We start from the raw sequence: 17,353 nt of genomic DNA on the forward strand, positions 1-17,353 counted from the left end.
ATGACTGTGCCATGGTGGTCTGGTGTCCGAAACGACGAGCCGGGTGCTGCAGCTGCTCGGGTTGCTGCAGGCGCGCCGGGTGTGGACGGGGGAGGAGCTGGCCGAGCGGCTGGCGGTGACGACGCGCAGCGTGCGCCGCGACGTGGAGCGGCTGCGTGACCTCGGCTATCCCGTGCACGCCAGCAAGGGCCACGGCGGGGGCTACCAACTGGGCGCGGGCGCCGCGCTGCCGCCGCTGCTGCTCGATCCCGACGAGGCGGTCGCCATGGCGGTGTGCCTGCGACTGGCTGCGGGTGGCAGCGTGGCAGGCGTCGGCGAATCGGCGTTGCGCGCGCTGAGCAAGCTCGACCAGGTGATGCCGGCGCGGCTGCGGTCACAGGTCGCCGCCGTACACGACGCGACGGTGACACTGCCGTCGAACTATTCGGACTCACCCGTGGAACCCGAGGTGCTGATGACGCTGGCGCGGGCGTGCCGCGACCGCGAGCACGTCACGCTTGATTACGTCTCGCGGGCAGGCGACGCGACCCAGCGACGGCTGGAGCCCTACCAACTGGTGACCACCGGCAGGCGCTGGTATCTGCTGGCCTACGACCGCGATCGACAGGACTGGCGCAGCCTTCGGTTGGATCGGATGGCTGATGTGCGTGCGCTCAGCACTACGTTTACGCCCCGACAAGCGCCCGAGGCGGCGGCGTACGTGCGGCGCTCGATCAGCTCGTCGCCGTACCGCTACATTGTCCGAGTACGCTATCAAGCCCCTGAACACGTTGTGGCGCAGCACTTTTCTCCTGCGTCTGTGACGATCGAGGCCGAGGGTCCCGATGCGTGCATCGTCACCGCGGGTGCCGACGATCCGCAGCGCATGGTGTTCTATCTGGCGCTGCCGGGTTGCGAATTCGAGGTGCTGGAGCCGCCCGAGGTCATCGCGGCGGTCGGATCACTCGCCGAGCGGTTACGCCACGCGGCGGGTTAGGCGGTGATACCGAGGCGGTCGGTGAGGAACAGGAACGCCGCGGCGAAGTCGTTGTCGGCGGTGGCGCTGCGGACCTGATTCCAGTTCACCTGTTCGCGCACGGCGCGCACGCCGGGCAGCAGGGCCGCGAAGTCGCAGTGATGTTCGCTGAATGACGACAGCTTCTCGGACATCACCTGAGTGGGCGGCAGCACCGGCATCGCGATCGCGAGCACCTCGACCACGTCGGCACCGCGGATAGTCGCTATGTCGACCGGCACGCCGTTGAGGCGGTGCAGTACGTCCACCACCACGCCGCCGGTGCAGGCCTTGAACAGCCAGTCTTCCGGCGGCCGGTCGATGCGGAAGCCGGCCTCCTCCAGTGTCTTGGCGGCGGTGTCGGCATCCTCCTCGGCGACAACGAAGTCGACGTCGTGCACTGGCTCAGGCCCGCCACGAACCCACAGGGCGTAGCTGCCCGCGAGCGCGAACTCGGGGCCCTGCGCCTTCAGCGCCGACGCGGCTCGCTTGAGCGCGTCGCGCAACTCGTCGTTTCGGGCAGGTACATCGGAAAGCGTCATCGTGGGTACTTGAGTACCCATGCGGATGGCAACCTTCAACATCCTGCACGGACGCAGTGTTCACGACGGGGCGGTGCAACTGGACAGGCTCGTGGACTCCGTCAAACAACTGGACCCCGACATCCTGGCGCTGCAAGAGGTCGACCTGGAACAGCCGCGCTCGGGCAATGCGGATCTGACCGCGGTCGCGGCGGAGGCGATGGGGGCGGTCAGCCACCGGTTCGTCGCCGCGATCTCCGGTACTCCAGGAGCGACGTGGATGGCGGCGACCGGTCGCGAGCAGCCGGGCACCGCGGCCTACGGCATCGCCCTGCTGTCGCGGTATCTCGCCGAGAGCTGGCAGGTCGTGCACTTGCCCCGCATCCCAATGCGTTTCCCGATGTACCTGCCGGGACCGCGGCGCGTCCAGGTCGTGCATGAGGAGCCGCGGGCGGCGATGGTCGCCCGACTGGATACACCGCTCGGGCCGCTGACTGTCGCCAACACTCATCTGTCGTTCGTGCCCGGCTGGAACCGGGTGCAACTGCGTCGACTCATCCGCGACCTTCGCGGTTTTCCCGGCCCGCGGGTATTGATGGGTGATCTCAACATGGATGCGCCGACGCCCCGGCGCTGGACCGGGATGTCGGCGCTGGGGGACGCGACGACGTTCCCGGCCGATGCGCCCCGCGACCAGCTCGACCACATCCTGACCGACGACCGGAGCTTGCGTGTCGACGAATGCTCGTCGCCGCGGCTGTCGGTCTCGGATCATCGTGCGTTGGTCGTCGACATTTCACGGGTGTGAGGCTGTCGACAACCGCAGGATCTGATCATCGGACGCCGCAACGGTCTGTGATCGCCGTAGGGTTTTGGCGTGCACGTCATCTCCGCGGAGTCGACGGAACGTTTCGTCGGTCCCGCCGACGACCCGCTGCAACTAGTGCGGGTCAACTACACCGGCGGCGTCGGCGAAATCCAGGTTGAGGGCGACGGTCTCGCGGGTTCGGCCAAGGCTGGGCCGGGCGACGGAACCGTCGAGGTACCGGTTCGGGTCGAGCGGCCAACGCCGGGAGAGCAGCGGACGGCCCGCGCCGGCGACGCGTCGTTTGTGTTCACCGTCGCCGAGCCCGGCTGGACCATGTACATGATCAGCCACTTCCACTACGACCCGGTCTGGTGGAACACCCAGGCCGGCTACACGAGCGTGTGGAGCGAGGATCCGCCGGGCCGCTGTCGCCAGACCAACGGTCTCGAACTGGTGCGCGCGCACCTCGAGATGGCCCGTCGCGAGCCGGAGTACAAGTTCGTGCTGGCTGAGGTCGACTACCTCAAGCCCTACTGGGACACCTATCCCGAGGACCGCGACGACCTGCGCCGGTTCATCGCCGACGGTCGCGTGGAAGTGATGGGCGGGGCATACAACGAGCCGAACACCAACCTGACGAACGCCGAGACGACAATCCGAAACTTCGTGGCTGGCATGGGTTTTCAGCGTGACATCATGGGCGCCGACCCGCGGACCGCGTGGCAGCTGGATGTGTTCGGGCATGATCCGCAATTCCCGGGGATGGCTGCCGATGCCGGCTTGACGTCGAGTTCGTGGGCCCGCGGCCCGCACCACCAATGGGGTCCGGTCGCAGGCGGCGGCGATCCGCGTCGCATGCAGTTCTCCAGTGAGTTCGAGTGGATCGCGCCGTCTGGACGCGGGCTGTTGACGCACTACATGCCCGCCCACTACTCCGCAGGCTGGTGGATGGACTCGTCGGCAACGCTTGCCGAGGCCGAACAAGCGACGTACGAATTGTTCGCGACGCTGAAGACGGTTGCGCTGACGCGCAACGTGCTGCTGCCCGTCGGCACCGACTACACGCCGCCGAACAAGTGGGTCACCGATATCCACCGCGATTGGAATGCGCGCTACACCTGGCCTCGGTTCGTGTGCGCCCTGCCTCGGGAGTTCTTCGCCGCCGTGCAAACTGAACTGACGGAGCGCGGTGTTGAGGCGTCGCCGCAAACCCGCGATATGAACCCGATCTACACGGGCTGCCACGTGTCCTACATCGACACCAAACAGGCCAATCGAGCCACGGAGGACGCGGTGCTCGACGCCGAACGGTTCGCCGTGTTCGCCGGTCTTCTCGGCGGCGCGACGTATCCGCACGCGGCGTTGGCCAAGGCGTGGGTGCAACTGGCCTACGGCGCGCACCACGACGCGATCACCGGATCGGAATCCGATCAGGTTTACCTCGACCTGCTCACCGGGTGGCGCGACGCATGGGACCTCGGCACCACAGCCCGCGACAACGCGCTGCAACTGCTGTCCAGTGCGGTCGACGGCTCGGTTGTGGTGTGGAACCCGTTGGCGCACAAACGCTCCGATGTGGTGACCGCGCGGCTGTCGCGTCCTGCTGGGGCGGGAGTGCGCGTCCTCGACTCTGAAGGTGGCGAACTCGCCGCGCACGTCGAGCACGGTGGGCGGTCGATCAGCTGGCTGGCTCGCGACGTGCCGTCGGTGGGCTGGCAGTCGTATCGCTTCGCTAGCGGCAGGTCCTCTGGCTGGGAACCTTTGGCCACCGACGAGATTCGCAACGACCACTATCGGCTGTCGGTTGACCCTGCGCGGGGTGGTGGGGTCAGCTCGCTGGTCGAGGTAGCGTCCGGGCGCGAGCTGATCGCCGACGGCAGGGTCGGCAACGAGTTGGCCGTCTACGACGAGTACCCGGCGCATCCGCAGGCCGGCGAGGGCCCCTGGCACCTGCTGCCGAAGGGGCCCGTCGTCGCCTCGTCCGCGGAAGCGGCCTCGGTGCAGGCGTACCGCGGACCGCTGGGAGAGCGACTGATCATCGATGGCCGCATCGGTGATGTGTTGCGCTACAAGCAGATCGTGACGTTGTGGCATGGTGTGGCCCGCGTGGACTGCCGCGCCACCATCGACGAGTTCACCGGCGAGGACCGCCTGCTGCGGCTGCGATGGCCGTGCCCGGTGCCGGGTGCACTGCCGGTCAGTGAGGTTGGCGACGCGGTGATCGGGCGGGGTTTCGGTCTGTTGCACGACAGCCGAGCGGGCCGGCCGGCGACATCGGGCCAGCGCGCCGAGGAGGCTGTCGACTCCGCGCAGCACCCATGGACGTTGGACAACCCGGCCTACGGCTGGTTCGGGCTGTCCTCTGCGGCGCGCGTACGCGTCGGCGAGGCCGTGTGTGCAGTGTCGGTTGCCGAGGTCATCTCGCCGACGGAATCAGTCTCGGCTCCGCTCGCGCGTGCGCTGATGGTGGCGCTCGTCCGGGCAGGCGTGACCGCGACATGCAGCAGCGCCGACAAGCCGCGCTACGGTGATCTGACCGTCGACTCCAACCTGCCCGACGCACGGATCGCTTTGGGCGGTCCTGACCAAAACGCTTTCACCGCCGCGGTTCTCGCCGACGCCGAGCCTGTCTACGCCGAGGAACTGAAGCGGCAGCTCTACGCGAGTGGCACGGCACGGGTGTGGGTGCCCGCGGTGTCGACGTTGGCCGACCAGTGGGTGCCAGGGGCGGACCTTCGCGGTGTGCGCGCGCTGCCGGTGCTGATCGTCGCGGGCGCTGAGCTTGAGGAAGTCGTTACCTCCGTTGTCGACGATCTCGCCGACTTCGAGATCGTTGTCGAGCAGGCGGTGGCGTCCGCGGTGGAGCCGTTCGAAGCGCGCACCGTCGCGGTGCTCAACCGCGGAATGCCGGGCTTCGCCGTCGACTCCGACGGCACGCTGCACATGTCGTTGATGCGCTCATGCACAGGCTGGCCGTCTGGCACCTGGATCGATCCGCCGCGGCGCACCGCTCCGGATGGCTCGAACTTTCAGCTGCAGCACTGGACACACACCTTCGATTACGCGCTGGTGTCCGGCGAGGGAGACTGGCGACAAGCGGATATCCCCGCTCGCAGCGCCGAGTTCTCCCGCCCGCTCTTGACAGTTGTCGAAAACCATGGCGCAGCAGGCGGTTTGCCCCCATGGGGATCGCTGCTGGAGATCGAGCCGGCGGGCAAGGTGGCGCTCGGCGCGCTCAAGGCCGCAGGCAATCCGCTGGCCGCAGGCAGCGGACAGCAGGTCGATGCGGCCGACGGCGTCGCGGTCCGACTCATCGAAACCTGTGGCGCCACCACCGATGTCGTGGTCCGTTCCGGTTTGCGCCGCATCTCGGCAGCCTCACGCGTCGACCTGCTCGAGCAGCCCCGGGTGCAAGGACTCGCGGCGGACAGCTTGACGCTGCACGGCTATGAGATCGCCACGGTGTTGACGCGGCTCAACATGCCGCAGGTGCTCGAGGCCGACCACGCCGTGCTCGCGCCCGAGGCCGAGGCGGCGCAGCCGCTCTACGCGCGCTACTGGCTGCATAACCGCGGTCCCGCCGCCCTTGGCGGCTTGCCTGCCGTCGCGCACCTGCATCCGCAGCAGGTCGAGGCGGAGCCGAATTCGCAAGTGTCGCTTCGGCTTACGGTGGCTACGGATACCAGCGACGCGGCATTGCATGGCAAGGTGCGGCTGCTCTGCCCCGACGGTTGGAGCGCCGACCAAGATGAGTTGTCGTTCGTCCTGCCGCCGGGAGAGTATCTGGAGACCGACGTCGCGGTGGCAGTGCCGCCGCAGGTGCAGCCGGGGCTGTATCCGCTGCGCGCCGAACTGGCGGTGACGGGAAGTGATGCGGCGTCGATACCGCCATCGTGGCGGCAGGTGGTCGAAGACGTGTGCGTGGTGTCGGTCGGTGCCACGGACGAGCACGTGCTGCGGCTGGTCAGCGACCCCGAGCCCATCGAGGTGTCGGCAGGCGAGACAGCCCAGCTGGCGGTGACGGTCGGCACCGACGCACATGTGGACCTTGCGGTCGAGGCGCATCTGATCAGCCCGTGGGGGACATGGGAGTGGATGGGGCCCGCCGCCGTCGGCCGCGAATTGCCCGCTCGCGCAACGGTGCAGCTGGCGTTCGACGTCGCGCCGCCGGCATGGGTGCAACCCGGAGAGTGGTGGGCGCTGATCCGAATCGGTTGCGCCGGCAGTCTGGTGTACTCACTCGCGGTGAAGGTGACGGTCCGATGACTACGACCGTGGCAGCAACCGTCGGCGGCGTGCCGGTGCGGGTCGACGAGGTCGATGCCCGCGAAGACCGGTTGCGCGCCTCTCGGCTGGCATCGTCGCTGCCGCGTCCCGGCACCAGCGAAGGCAGGCAGCTGCGCCGCTGGCTGACACAGCTGCTGGTGACCGAGCGGGTGGCCGCCGCGGAGGCGGCGGCGCGCGGGCTGACCCCCGAGGGGGCGCCGAGCGAGGATTCGCTGCTGCCGGACACGACGACCCGGTTGGAGATCGGCAGTGTCGCGGCGTCGGTGCTTGCCGATCCGCTGGCGCGCGCATTGTTCGTGAATGTGACCGCCGCGGTTGACATCACCGACACCCAGGTGCGCGACTACAGCGAGCGCAACCCGGGGCGGTTCGGCAGTGATACGGAGATCGCCGATCATCTGCGGGGCGCGGCCAAGCGCCGGGCGTTCCGGCTGTGGCTGGACGCCCGATGCGCCGAATTGGTCGAGCTCGCACCGGGTTACGAGCATCCCGGCGACCCGCGCCAGCCCGACAACACCCACAGGCACTGATGAACCTCACGCTTGCGCTCGACATCGGCGGCACGAAGATCGCCGCGGGCCTCGTCGACCCCGAGGGGACTCTGGTGCATCAAGCCAAGCTGCCAACGCCCGACGGTGACGCCGAAGCAGTCTGGGCGGTCGTCGACACGTTGGTCACCGGGGCCCTCGCGCAGGCAGGCGGCCAAGTGCGTGGCGTCGGCATCTCCTCGGCAGGACCTATCGACCTGCCGACCGGAACCGTGAGCCCGATCAACATCATTGAGTGGCAACGGTTTCCGATCGTCGAACGGGTGTCGACACTGACCGGGGTGGCCGTGCGTCTTGGCGGCGACGGGTTGTGCATGGCGTTGGGGGAGCGGTGGCGTGGTGCGGGCCGTGGCGCCCAGTTTCTGCTCGGCATGGTGGTGTCGACCGGTGTCGGTGGTGGGCTCGTGCTCGACGGGGCGCCCTACGACGGGCGGACAGGCAACGCAGGGCACGTCGGCCACGTCGTCGTCGACCCCGACGGAGGCCCGTGCACGTGCGGCGGCCGCGGCTGCGTCGAAACGATCGCCGCCGGACCGCGGATGGCGCAGTGGGCCCGCGAGAACGGATGGGACGCCCCGCAGGAGGCCGACGCGAAAGAGCTGGCCGACGCCGCGAACGTCGGCAATACGGTTGCGCTGCAAGCATTTCGGCGCGGCGCGACCGCCGTGGCGGCGATGATTGCGTCGGTGGGCGCGGTGTGCGACCTCGACCTCGTCGTCATCGGCGGCGGCGTGGCCAAATCCGGTGCGCTGCTGTTTGATCCGCTGCGCGAGGCGCTGGCGTCCTACGCGCGGCTCGACTTCATCCGTGACGTGCGGGTCCTGTCGGCGGAACTCGGCGGCGACGCGGGCCTGGTGGGGGCGGCAGCTCTCTTCGACGCCTGAGAGGATGTGCGGGCCATGTGCTTTCGGCCCCAATCACACAAGCTCTGCAGGGCAGGAGCCAGTGTCATGCCGTACTCAGAAATCGAATAATGCACACAAGGCGGGACGGTGCCCGCGTCATGGCGGTCGAGGATCCCGGCGTCGACCAGGTCATGAAGATGGCGGATCAGCATGCGCTCGGTGATGTCGGGGATGCTGCGGCGTTTACCAACCCACTCGTCGCCAAGCTGCCCGATGAGCCCTATCGCATCTTCCGCAGCGGCGGCAGCCGGCTGCTCGGTGCGTTGATGCCGTTCTGGTACATCGGCACACTCGTCGCGTTGGTCGCCGGCGCCGTCGTATCTGGCAACGTGCTGGCGCTCGCCGCCGTCGCGGTGATGGCGGTGGCCCTGCTGTTGACGGTCTCCGTGCTCGTCCCGATCAACAACCGGATCGGCGCGTGGCGCTCCGAAGACGATGTGAACCGTGACCTGGCCAGCCGATGGGACCGGCTGCACTGGGTCCGGGTGGGCCTGCTCGCGACGTTGTTCGTCGCGCTGACGGTCGGCATGGTCGCTTAGCGCACGTTCGAGGGCCGGCGAGGGTGCGCGAAGTGCTCACGTTTTGCGGCGTGTCGGCGGGCAGACGCGCACGCTCGGCGCCGAAGTCGCACCGTTTTGGCTGATCGGCGGGTGGCAGGCTATTCTTGACCAGTTCCACCGAAGACCGTCGGTCACCGAGAAATCGGTTGAAGGTCCGGGATTGCCCCGGCGGCCCACGCAGGAGGACGAGGCTAACGCTTATTTCAGTGCGCCCCGACCTGTCTGCGTCGGGGCGTTCGTCATTTCCGGCCCTCGTGCGGCTCTGAAGCGGGACAACCAGATACCAATCACGAGGAGGCAATGCATGGCCAAGGCTGACAAGGCCACCGCGGTCGCCGACATCGCCGAGCAGTTCAAGGATTCGACGGCCACGCTGGTCACCGAATACCGCGGGCTGACCGTCGCCAACCTCAAGGACCTGCGCCGGTCGCTCGGTGCCTCAGCCACCTACACGGTTGCCAAGAACACGCTGGTCAAGCGTGCCGCGGCGGAGGCTGGCATCGATGGGCTCGACGAACTGTTCGTCGGTCCGACGGCGATCGCGTTCGTCAAGGGTGAGGCCGTCGACGCCGCCAAGGCGCTGAAGACCTTCGCCAAGGACAACAAGGCGCTGGTCATCAAGGGCGGCTACATGGACGGCCGCGCGCTCAGCGTTTCCGAGGTCGAAACGATCGCCGACCTGGAGTCGCGTGAGGTGCTGCTGGCCAAGCTGGCCGGCGCGATGAAGGCAAACCTGTCCAAGGCGGCTGGCCTGTTCACCGCGCAGCAGGCGCAGGCAGCCCGGCTGTTCGCGGCCCTGCAAGAGAAGAAGACCGCCGAGGCGCCCGCCGACGCAGCATCCGAGAGCCCGGCGCCGTCCGACGACGCCGCTGAATAGACCCACTACAAATCCCAGACGTAAGTAAGTAAGTAAGTAAGGAAGGACCAAAATGGCCAAGCTGTCCACTGACGACCTGCTCGACGCGTTCAAGGAACTGACGCTGCTCGAGCTCTCCGAGTTCGTCAAGAAGTTCGAGGAGACCTTCGAGGTAACCGCCGCCGCTCCGGTCGCCGTTGCGGCCGCTCCCGGTGCTGCCGCTGGCGCCCCCGCCGAGGCTGCCGAGGAGCAGTCTGAGTTCGACGTCATCCTCGAGGGTGCCGGCGACAAGAAGATCGGCGTCATCAAGGTCGTCCGCGAGATCGTCTCCGGCCTGGGCCTCAAGGAGGCCAAGGACCTGGTCGACAGCGCTCCCAAGCCGCTGCTCGAGAAGGTCGCCAAGGAGGCTGCCGAGGAGGCCAAGGCCAAGCTCGAGGCCGCTGGCGCGTCGGTCACCGTCAAGTAGCATCCGACTTCCGTCGGCGTAGCCGACAAATATGCAGCTGTGGGGCGGACCTGGCAAACAGGTCCGCCCCACAGCTGTGTCTAGGGAATGTCTGGGGTCAGTCACAATGTGACGCAAGACGAGTGTCGTGGTCAGAGGGCGTAAGCTACAGTGACTCAAGCCACAGGCGGGAGCCATGTGGCGTGGGGCTGAATATTTGGCGGAAGGATCGCGCGTGGGCATCGGAATTCAAGTAGAAGGACTGACGAAGTCCTTCGGGGCCCAGCGAATTTGGGAAGACGTCACCATGGAGATCCCGGCCGGTGAGGTCAGCGTGCTGTTGGGCCCGTCAGGTACCGGTAAATCGGTCTTCCTGAAGTCTCTGATCGGTCTGCTGCGCCCCGAGCGCGGCAAGATCATCGTCGACGGCACCAACATCATCGAGTGCTCGGCCAAGGAGCTCTACGAGATCCGCACGCTGTTCGGCGTCATGTTCCAGGACGGCGCGTTGTTCGGCTCGATGAGCCTGTACGACAACACCGCGTTCCCTCTTCGTGAGCACACGAAGAAGAAGGAAAGCGAGATCCGCAACATCGTCATGGAGAAGCTCGAGCTGGTCGGCTTGGGCGGAGATGAGAACAAGTTCCCCGGCGAGATCTCCGGTGGTATGCGTAAGCGCGCCGGCCTGGCCCGCTCGCTGGTGCTCGACCCGCAGATCATCCTGTGCGACGAGCCCGACTCCGGTCTGGACCCGGTCCGTACCGCGTATCTGAGCCAGCTGCTGATCGACATCAACGCCCAGATCGACTGCACGATCCTGATCGTCACGCACAACATCAACATCGCCCGCACCGTGCCCGACAACATGGGCATGCTGTTCCGCAAGCACCTGGTCATGTTCGGCCCCCGCGAGGTCCTTTTGACCAGCGACGAGCCCGTGGTCCGGCAGTTCCTCAACGGCCGTCGTATCGGCCCGATCGGTATGTCGGAGGAGAAGGACGAGTCGACGATGGCCGAAGAGCAGGCCATGGTCGATGCCGGTCACCACGACGGCGGTGTCGAAGAGATTCAGGGCGTGCCCCCGCAGATCCAGGCAACCCCCGGCATGCCCGAACGCCAGGCTGTCGCTCGTCGTCAGGCCCGTGTTCGCGAGATCATGCACACCCTGCCGCCGTCCGCCCAGGAAGCCATCCGCGACGACCTCGAAGGCACGCACAAGTATGCGGCCAGTGAATTCGGTGAAAGCGCCACGGCGCGGCACCGGTCAGCCGACGACGACGCGCCAACCGGCCGGATCCCGGTAGCCGAGGAGCGCTAGCCTTCGGATATGACCACCCAGCAGAAGGTCACCTTCTGCCGGATTTGTGAGCCGCTGTGCGGCATGATCGCGACCGTCGACGACGGTCGGCTGGTGTCGCTGCGGCCCGATAAGGACCACCCACTCTCGGCCGGCTTTGCCTGCCAGAAGGGCATCGCGTTCACCGAGGTCGTCAACGACCCCGACCGCGTCACCACTCCGCTGCGCCGCACGGCCGACGGCCGATTCGAACCCGTCGGCTGGGACGAGGCGATGTCCGACATCGCTTCTCGGCTGACCGACATTCACCGCAGGCACGGCTCTGGCGCGATCGGCTGGTACTACGGCAACCCGGGCGCCTTCAGCTATTCACACACGCTGGGCCTGGCGATGTTGATGAACGCGTTCGGCCCGCGCCTGCACGTCTTCACCGCCGGGTCGCAGGACGTCAACAACCGCTTTGTGGCCAGCCAGATGTTGTACGGCTCGCCGCTGGCGTTACCCGTGCCGGACATTCCGCGTACCGATCTGCTCGTCGTGATCGGTGCGAACCCCGTGGTCTCGCACGGCAGCGTGCTGACCGTGCCGCGGATCAAAGACCGGATGCACGACATCGTCAAGCGCGGCGGCCGGGTACTCGTCATCGATCCGCGCAAGACCGAGACCGCGGCCCAATTCGAGTGGCTGGGCATCGTTCCCGACGGCGACGCCTTCCTACTGCTGTCTCTGCTTCATGTGTTGTTCGGGGAGAACCTCACCGATTCCGCCGCGCTGGCCAGGCAGGCCGATGGCGTTGCGTGGCTGGAACAGTTGACCAGACGGTTCAGCCCCGAAGCCACTGCGCCGCAAACGGGCATCGATCCCGACACCGTGCGCGCGCTGGCGCGCGACCTCGCGCGAACCCCGCGGGCGGCCGTATACGGCCGGGTGGGCACCAGCACGGGTGAAAACGGCACTCTCACAACATATTTGCTCGATGCAGTGAACCTGGTTGCCGGCAACCTCGATGCCCCCGGCGGCAGCATGTTCGGCACCTTCGGGATTCCAGGCGAACGGTGGGGGATGAAGGCCCTCGGCGCGCTGTTGCGAACCAGCTACAGCCGCAGGCGGTCGCGGATCGGTGGCTTCCCATCGGTGCTGATGTCTGAACCGGCGGGGCTGATGGCCAAGGAGATCACCACGCCAGGGCGGGGGCAGGTACGCGCGCTGTTCGTCAGCGCAGGCAACCCGGTGCTATCGGTACCCAACGGCAATGAATTAGAGACAGCGTTGGAGTCCTTGGAGTTGATGGTCGGGATCGACATCTATGTCAACGAGACGCTCGCCCACTGTGACTATGTGCTGCCCGCCGCGACGATGTACGAACGCGACGATTTCCCGTTGCCCTTCCAGACGCTGCAGCCAACGCCCTTCCGTCAGACGACCGAGGTCGTGGTCGCGCCGCCCGGTCAGGCTCGCGCTGAGTGGGAGGTGATCGACGACCTCACCCGCAGGATGTGGCGGCGCGCACCGGGACTGATTGCGCTCGCGGTAGCACGAAAGGCACTGGCGCTCTTCGGTATTCGGCTGACCCCACGGTTGCTGGTGGACGCCGTGATCCGGCTGGGTGAGGGTGGCGACCGCTACGGGCTGCGTCGCGGCGGCCTGACCTTCGCGCGGCTTGCCGCCGATTACCCACACGGCAAGGTGCTCGCGCGCAACCTGCGCGACGGCGTACTGCGCAAGGTGGTCGTGTACCGCGGCGGCCGCGTGCGGCTCCGGCATGACGAGATCGCCGCCGAGGTCGACGCGCTGTGGCGCAGACAAGTGCCTGACGGATATCCGCTGCGGCTGATCGGCATGCGCGAGACGCGTTCGGAGAACTCGTGGATGCACAACTCGCCGCTGCTGATGCGCGGCGATCGCGTCCAGGCCGCGCGCATGCACGTCGACGACGCGGTCGCGGTCAACATCGTCGACGGCGACCGGGTGCGGATCGCCTCGCCGCACGGAGAGATCGAACTGCCCGTCATCGTCACCAAGGACATCGTCGCCGGCGTCGTCGCAGTGCCGCATGGCTGGGGCCACAAGGGCACCGGCAGTTGGCAGGTTGCCAACGGAGCGGGCGGCGCCAACGTCAACCAGCTGATGTCCAGCGCGCCGGAACATTTGGAGAAGCTGGCAGGCATGGCCCGGTTGACTGGCGTCCCTGTCCGCGTCGAGCGGGCAGCCGTCAAATCCGCTGCGCCACCCCGGCAGTAACCGCGTCATCGAGGAACTCGGGCGGTATCTCGGGCCATTCGGGACGCCACCAACCGGACCGCTGATCGGCCTGCAGCTCCGAAAGCGTTGCGGCGACATAAGGACCACCGTCGACGAGGTAGCGCAGCATCCTCAACTGTGCGCATTGGGCTGCGACCGCGGCGATCGTGGCCTTGGCCTCGTCGACGTGTCCGGCGGCCGACAGGCTCGCACCCAACAGTCGACGCGCCCGCAACAACGCCTGTGGTCTGACCGGTGACGAGGTTCGATCGACCCATCCCTGCGCCCATCGGCAGGCCAGCTCTTTCGACTCCTGATCGTCGGCGCCCATCAGCACCCGGATCGCCGACGCCTCCTCGAACTGGACGGTGATCTCGTCGATCGCGTCGACGGGCTGGCGGCGGCTTTCATACGTGGTCGTCGGCCACGGGTCAGCATCTGGGTGCGGCGCAAGGCCGAGCCGGGTGCGTTCGTGTTCGGCCATCGCCCGCAGCCGGTTCAGCGACAGCGCCCGCGCGACGCGGATGGCCTCGTCGAGCCGTTGCCCCGCGGCGTGCCGATCGCCCTGCAGCGCCTTGATTCTGGCGGCGATCACGTAACGCGCGATCTTGAAATCGACCGAGCCGCCCTCCGGGCCGACCTTGTAGCCTTCCTCGAGCAGGCGGGCAGCTTCGTCGAGATCGCCTCGCTCGTAAAGCAATTCGCCCAGCGCCGAGCTCGCCAATCGGGCCGTGTAGGAATGACTGCCGCCCGACCGCTTTGCGATTTTGAGAGCCTTGCGGAAACAGGCTTCCGCCGTTGGGATGTCGAGCATCAGTCGATGCGCGAGCCCCGTGTAGCAGAGCCCGTGAACCATGTTGAAGCTATCGCCGTTGCGCTCGGCGTAGGGTGCGGCCCACGCCTGGATGCGGTTCACCTCGTCGAGGTTGTAGTGATAGGCGGCGGCGAAGGTGGACACGGTCGCCGCAACGGCTACGGCGAAGGGCCGCTGTGTTTCTCGACGTTCCAGACAGGGCCCGATGTGCTCGTCGATGCCTGCGAGACGGTCCGAGCGCAGGTCGGCCACTCCTCGCACGACCCCGGCTTCCGCGCGCATGTCGACGATCTCTTCGTCGGTGATGCCGTACTTCGTCATCCGGGCTTCCATCAGCTCCAGCGCCTGTTCGGCGGCTGGGATGCGGTGCAGCACGATGTTGGCCCATGCCAGCGCAAGCTGAAGCCGCGGATCAGAGCGCACCACCGCGGAGGGCAGTTTGCCGATCAACCCGATCAGCGTGGCCATTTGCGATTTCGCCACCAGATCGATGCCGTGGTTCTCGACGAGCGTCACGGCGCGCTCGTCATCGCCCGCTGCAAGCGCGTGATCGACTGCCTCACTGACCATTTGGTGATCGGCGAACCACGTGGAGGCCGCCCGGTGCAGCCGAACGACCCGCTGCGGGTCGCGGCCGAGCCGATGCTGCAGGAAGTCACTGAACAGTTGGTGATAGCGGAACCACTGTTCGTCGATCCGGTGCAGGAACAGATCGCGTTCCTCGACCAACTCGAGCATCGCCTGCCCGTCCGGCACGCCGGACAATGCCGACGCGAGGTCGCCGCAGATGCGTTCGGTGATCGAGGTGGCCAGCAAGAAGTCGAGCATCGACGGTTCCAGAGTGTCGAACACGTTCTCGGCAAGGAACTCGCTGATCACATGGTGGCGGCCGGTCATCGTGTCGATCAACTGCACGGGATCGTCGCGCCCGCGCAGCGACAGCGATGCCAGCTGCAGTGCGGCGACCCAGCCGTCTGTCTTGGCCGTCAGCTCCTCGACGTCGGCGTAGTCCAGATCCAGCCCACTCAGGTCGACGAGGAAGTTCTTTGATTCGGCCACGTCGAAACGCAGTGCGGTGGCGTCGATTTCGAGGAGTTCGTCTTGCATTCGCATCCTGCTCATCGGCAGGCCGCTCTGGCTGCGGCTGGTCACCACGACGTTCAAGTCATCGGAGGCGTAGACGAGCAGGTAGAGCAGCGCCCCGATGGTCGCGGGGTCGGTGACGCGCTGCCAGTCGTCGATCACCAACGTCATGCGTGTGCCAGTCTCATGGATCTCGTTGATCAACGACGTCAGCACGTAGCGCTCGGCCTCGTCGTCGTGTTCTTGAAGTACCTCGCCGAGCTCGGTTGCCAGGGCGGGCGTTACGGCTCGGATGGCCTCGATCAGATGGGACAGGAACCACACGACGTTGTTGTCGTCGTGGTCGACGGTCAGCCATGCCACCGCCACACCCTCGGCGGTCAGCAGCTTCGCCCACTGCGCGGCCAGCGTGCTTTTGCCGAATCCGGTCGGGCCGTGAATCACTGTGAGTTTCTTGGTGTTCCCGGCTCGTAGGACCTCGATCAACCGGGCGCGGTCGACCAACGCCTTCGTCGACACCGGTAGTTGGAAACGGGTGGCCGGCACAGGCGGTGTCAGTGTCCGCGCCGGGTACGAACCCGACGGTGTGCCGGGTGAGCGGGGCGGGTTGTACCGGATTGTGGGCGCCGGTATCGGCACGGGCATGTCGTCGACCGGCAACCCGTGCATCCGCTGCACCTCGCGCAACTGCTCCCCGAATTCCTCCGCGGTCGAAGGGCGGTCTTCGACATTGCGCGACATCGCCTGTTCGATCACCGCGCAGACGTCGGCGGGCAGACCGGAGTCGCGCATGTTCGGGATGGGTTGCTTCGTTATCCGAAGGAACTGGGCGACCATCTGCTCGCCCTGGCGACGCTCGAACACCGCGTGCCCTGTTCCTGCGCAGAACAATGTCGACGCCAGGCTGTAGACATCGGACGTGACGTCCGGCGTTTGACCGAGCAGCACCTCTGGAGCGGTGTATGCCGGTGAACCCATCACCGCTCCGTCCGCGGTCTCGAATCCGCCGATCACCCTGGCGATTCCGAAATCTGTCAGCTGTGGCTCGCCGTACTCGGTGAGAAGGATGTTCGCCGGTTTGACGTCACGGTGTACCGTCCCGCGGCGGTGCGCGGTTTCCAACGCGCCGGCCACCTTCACCCCGATATGAACGGCGTCGGCCCACCCCACCGGCCCGTTGTTGTGGATCTTGGCTTCCAGCGAACCGTGCGGGTGGTACTGCATCACGATGTACGGCCGGCCGGTGGCGGTGGTCCCCACCTGGAAGATGCTCACGATATGCGGGTGGCCGGACAGCTTGCCCATCGCGAGTTGCTCACGCACGAAACGTTCGACGTTGTCGGGCTCGAGATCTGCGGTCAGCACCTTCACCGCGACCGTCCGATCGAGTTCGGGCTCGCTGCAGCGATACACCACGCCGAAGCCGCCGCGGCCGATCTCCTCGGGATCTTCGAAACCGGCAGCCACCAACTCCGCCGGTACTCCGGCGTACGCATCCGCCTGCGTCGGCATCGGGTCGCTGCGTGCCATCGGTCGTCTCGATATCGCTGCGTCATGACGTCGCCATGGCTGCTGACCTGAGCATAAACCGATCGCGGCAACGCCGACTGCGGATGCGCGGTGGAGGGGACCGACGGCGCCCAAGCCCACGTGCTGCCGACACCCGCGCCGAAGCTGTCCCCACGCCCTGTGCGGAGGACCCGTCGGCGACCACCACCGCAACCGCGACGTGTGCGGTCGCCTCGCAAACCCAGATTTAACGCAAAACTCCACAGCCAACACGGCGTTATCTCTTGACGGAAAGGGTTCGACGGGCCAATCTGTTGGGCAGCATGTGTGCACGGGTTAAGGACGCCAGCCAGCGCCCGGTGACTCCTGCGTGCGGTGGTTGAGGAATACGCCGTCCTGCGGTACTGTTGGACGTTGCGCTGGCTGCATCCTGCCCACCTAAACCCGCACCTGACACCGATGTCCTAGCCTGAGCCCCGCTCAGT

13 protein-coding genes are annotated in these 17,353 nt (G+C 66.9%); 10 read left to right on the top strand and 3 right to left on the bottom strand.

The window, feature by feature from the left end; genetic code table 11:
• Positions 1-22: 22 nt before the first annotated feature.
• On the top strand, positions 23-976 hold the full coding sequence (locus tag MYCSM_RS04560; protein WP_015304963.1) for a helix-turn-helix transcriptional regulator: 954 nt from the start codon (positions 23-25) through the stop codon (positions 974-976).
• On the opposite strand, the gene MYCSM_RS04565 is transcribed toward MYCSM_RS04560, so the two are convergent.
• On the bottom strand, positions 973-1,557 hold the full coding sequence (locus MYCSM_RS04565) for a nucleotidyltransferase family protein (protein ID WP_232425721.1): 585 nt from the start codon (positions 1,555-1,557) through the stop codon (positions 973-975). The two genes, MYCSM_RS04560 and MYCSM_RS04565, sit on opposite strands and share 4 nt — an antisense overlap.
• Here MYCSM_RS04565 and MYCSM_RS04570 point away from each other — a divergent pair.
• From MYCSM_RS04570 to MYCSM_RS04585, 4 genes are all read left to right on the top strand, one after another.
• On the top strand, positions 1,556-2,323 hold the full coding sequence (locus tag MYCSM_RS04570) for an endonuclease/exonuclease/phosphatase family protein (protein WP_015304965.1): 768 nt from the start codon (positions 1,556-1,558) through the stop codon (positions 2,321-2,323). The genes MYCSM_RS04565 and MYCSM_RS04570 overlap by 2 nt on opposite strands.
• 69 nt (positions 2,324-2,392) lie before the next feature.
• Positions 2,393-6,589: an NEW3 domain-containing protein gene (locus tag MYCSM_RS04575; RefSeq protein WP_015304966.1), complete on the top strand. Its 4,197-nt coding sequence runs from the start codon at positions 2,393-2,395 to the stop codon at positions 6,587-6,589.
• Positions 6,586-7,140, top strand: coding sequence for a DUF7158 domain-containing protein (locus tag MYCSM_RS04580; RefSeq protein ID WP_015304967.1), 555 nt, complete (start codon positions 6,586-6,588; stop codon positions 7,138-7,140). Before MYCSM_RS04575 ends, MYCSM_RS04580 begins: the two co-directional genes overlap by 4 nt.
• Entirely contained in the window at positions 7,140-8,042 is a 903-nt protein-coding gene (locus MYCSM_RS04585; protein WP_015304968.1) for an ROK family protein, read from the top strand. Before MYCSM_RS04580 ends, MYCSM_RS04585 begins: the two co-directional genes overlap by 1 nt.
• Here MYCSM_RS04585 and MYCSM_RS35730 read toward each other — a convergent pair.
• A complete protein-coding gene (locus tag MYCSM_RS35730; protein WP_083906381.1) occupies positions 7,943-8,215 on the bottom strand; it encodes a winged helix-turn-helix transcriptional regulator in 273 nt (90 codons plus the stop codon). The genes MYCSM_RS04585 and MYCSM_RS35730 overlap by 100 nt on opposite strands.
• Between MYCSM_RS35730 and MYCSM_RS04590 the strand changes: the two genes are divergently transcribed.
• The 5 genes from MYCSM_RS04590 (at position 8,162) to MYCSM_RS04610 (ending at position 13,462) form a co-directional block, all read left to right on the top strand.
• The gene (locus MYCSM_RS04590) at positions 8,162-8,602 is read left to right on the top strand and encodes a DUF1772 domain-containing protein (protein ID WP_015304969.1); all 441 of its coding nucleotides are present in this window, start codon (positions 8,162-8,164) and stop codon (positions 8,600-8,602) included. The two genes, MYCSM_RS35730 and MYCSM_RS04590, sit on opposite strands and share 54 nt — an antisense overlap.
• Before the next feature lie 325 nt (positions 8,603-8,927).
• Complete coding sequence (gene rplJ, locus MYCSM_RS04595; RefSeq protein ID WP_015304970.1) at positions 8,928-9,500, top strand: 50S ribosomal protein L10; 573 nt, start codon at positions 8,928-8,930, stop codon at positions 9,498-9,500.
• 52 nt (positions 9,501-9,552) lie between these two features.
• The gene (gene rplL / locus MYCSM_RS04600) at positions 9,553-9,945 is read left to right on the top strand and encodes a 50S ribosomal protein L7/L12 (protein WP_015304971.1); all 393 of its coding nucleotides are present in this window, start codon (positions 9,553-9,555) and stop codon (positions 9,943-9,945) included.
• 214 nt (positions 9,946-10,159) lie between these two features.
• Positions 10,160-11,242, top strand: a complete 1,083-nt coding sequence (locus tag MYCSM_RS04605) for an ABC transporter ATP-binding protein (RefSeq protein WP_041311334.1) — start codon at positions 10,160-10,162, stop codon at positions 11,240-11,242.
• A 9-nt stretch (positions 11,243-11,251) separates the two neighbouring features.
• On the top strand, positions 11,252-13,462 hold the full coding sequence (locus MYCSM_RS04610) for a molybdopterin-containing oxidoreductase family protein (protein ID WP_015304973.1): 2,211 nt from the start codon (positions 11,252-11,254) through the stop codon (positions 13,460-13,462).
• On the opposite strand, the gene MYCSM_RS04615 is transcribed toward MYCSM_RS04610, so the two are convergent.
• Positions 13,434-16,889: a serine/threonine-protein kinase gene (locus MYCSM_RS04615; RefSeq protein WP_015304974.1), complete on the bottom strand. Its 3,456-nt coding sequence runs from the start codon at positions 16,887-16,889 to the stop codon at positions 13,434-13,436. The two genes, MYCSM_RS04610 and MYCSM_RS04615, sit on opposite strands and share 29 nt — an antisense overlap.
• Positions 16,890-17,353 lie beyond the last annotated feature (464 nt).

Source organism: Mycobacterium sp. JS623, from assembly GCF_000328565.1.
GTDB lineage: Bacteria > Actinomycetota > Actinomycetes > Mycobacteriales > Mycobacteriaceae > Mycobacterium.

What these genes read in the sequence shown, in the direction of transcription:
- MYCSM_RS04570 (WP_015304965.1), top strand. Translation starts at nt 1,556, where the DNA reads ATGCGGATGGCAACCTTCAACATCCTGCACGGACGCAGTGTTCACGAC.
- MYCSM_RS04565 (WP_232425721.1), bottom strand. Translation starts at nt 1,557, where the DNA reads ATGGGTACTCAAGTACCCACGATGACGCTTTCCGATGTACCTGCCCGA.
- MYCSM_RS04580 (WP_015304967.1), top strand. Translation starts at nt 6,586, where the DNA reads ATGACTACGACCGTGGCAGCAACCGTCGGCGGCGTGCCGGTGCGGGTC.
- MYCSM_RS04585 (WP_015304968.1), top strand. Translation starts at nt 7,140, where the DNA reads ATGAACCTCACGCTTGCGCTCGACATCGGCGGCACGAAGATCGCCGCG.
- MYCSM_RS04590 (WP_015304969.1), top strand. Translation starts at nt 8,162, where the DNA reads ATGGCGGTCGAGGATCCCGGCGTCGACCAGGTCATGAAGATGGCGGAT.
- MYCSM_RS35730 (WP_083906381.1), bottom strand. Translation starts at nt 8,215, where the DNA reads ATGCTGATCCGCCATCTTCATGACCTGGTCGACGCCGGGATCCTCGAC.
- rplJ (WP_015304970.1), top strand. Translation starts at nt 8,928, where the DNA reads ATGGCCAAGGCTGACAAGGCCACCGCGGTCGCCGACATCGCCGAGCAG.
- rplL (WP_015304971.1), top strand. Translation starts at nt 9,553, where the DNA reads ATGGCCAAGCTGTCCACTGACGACCTGCTCGACGCGTTCAAGGAACTG.
- MYCSM_RS04610 (WP_015304973.1), top strand. Translation starts at nt 11,252, where the DNA reads ATGACCACCCAGCAGAAGGTCACCTTCTGCCGGATTTGTGAGCCGCTG.
- MYCSM_RS04615 (WP_015304974.1), bottom strand. Translation starts at nt 16,889, where the DNA reads ATGGCACGCAGCGACCCGATGCCGACGCAGGCGGATGCGTACGCCGGA.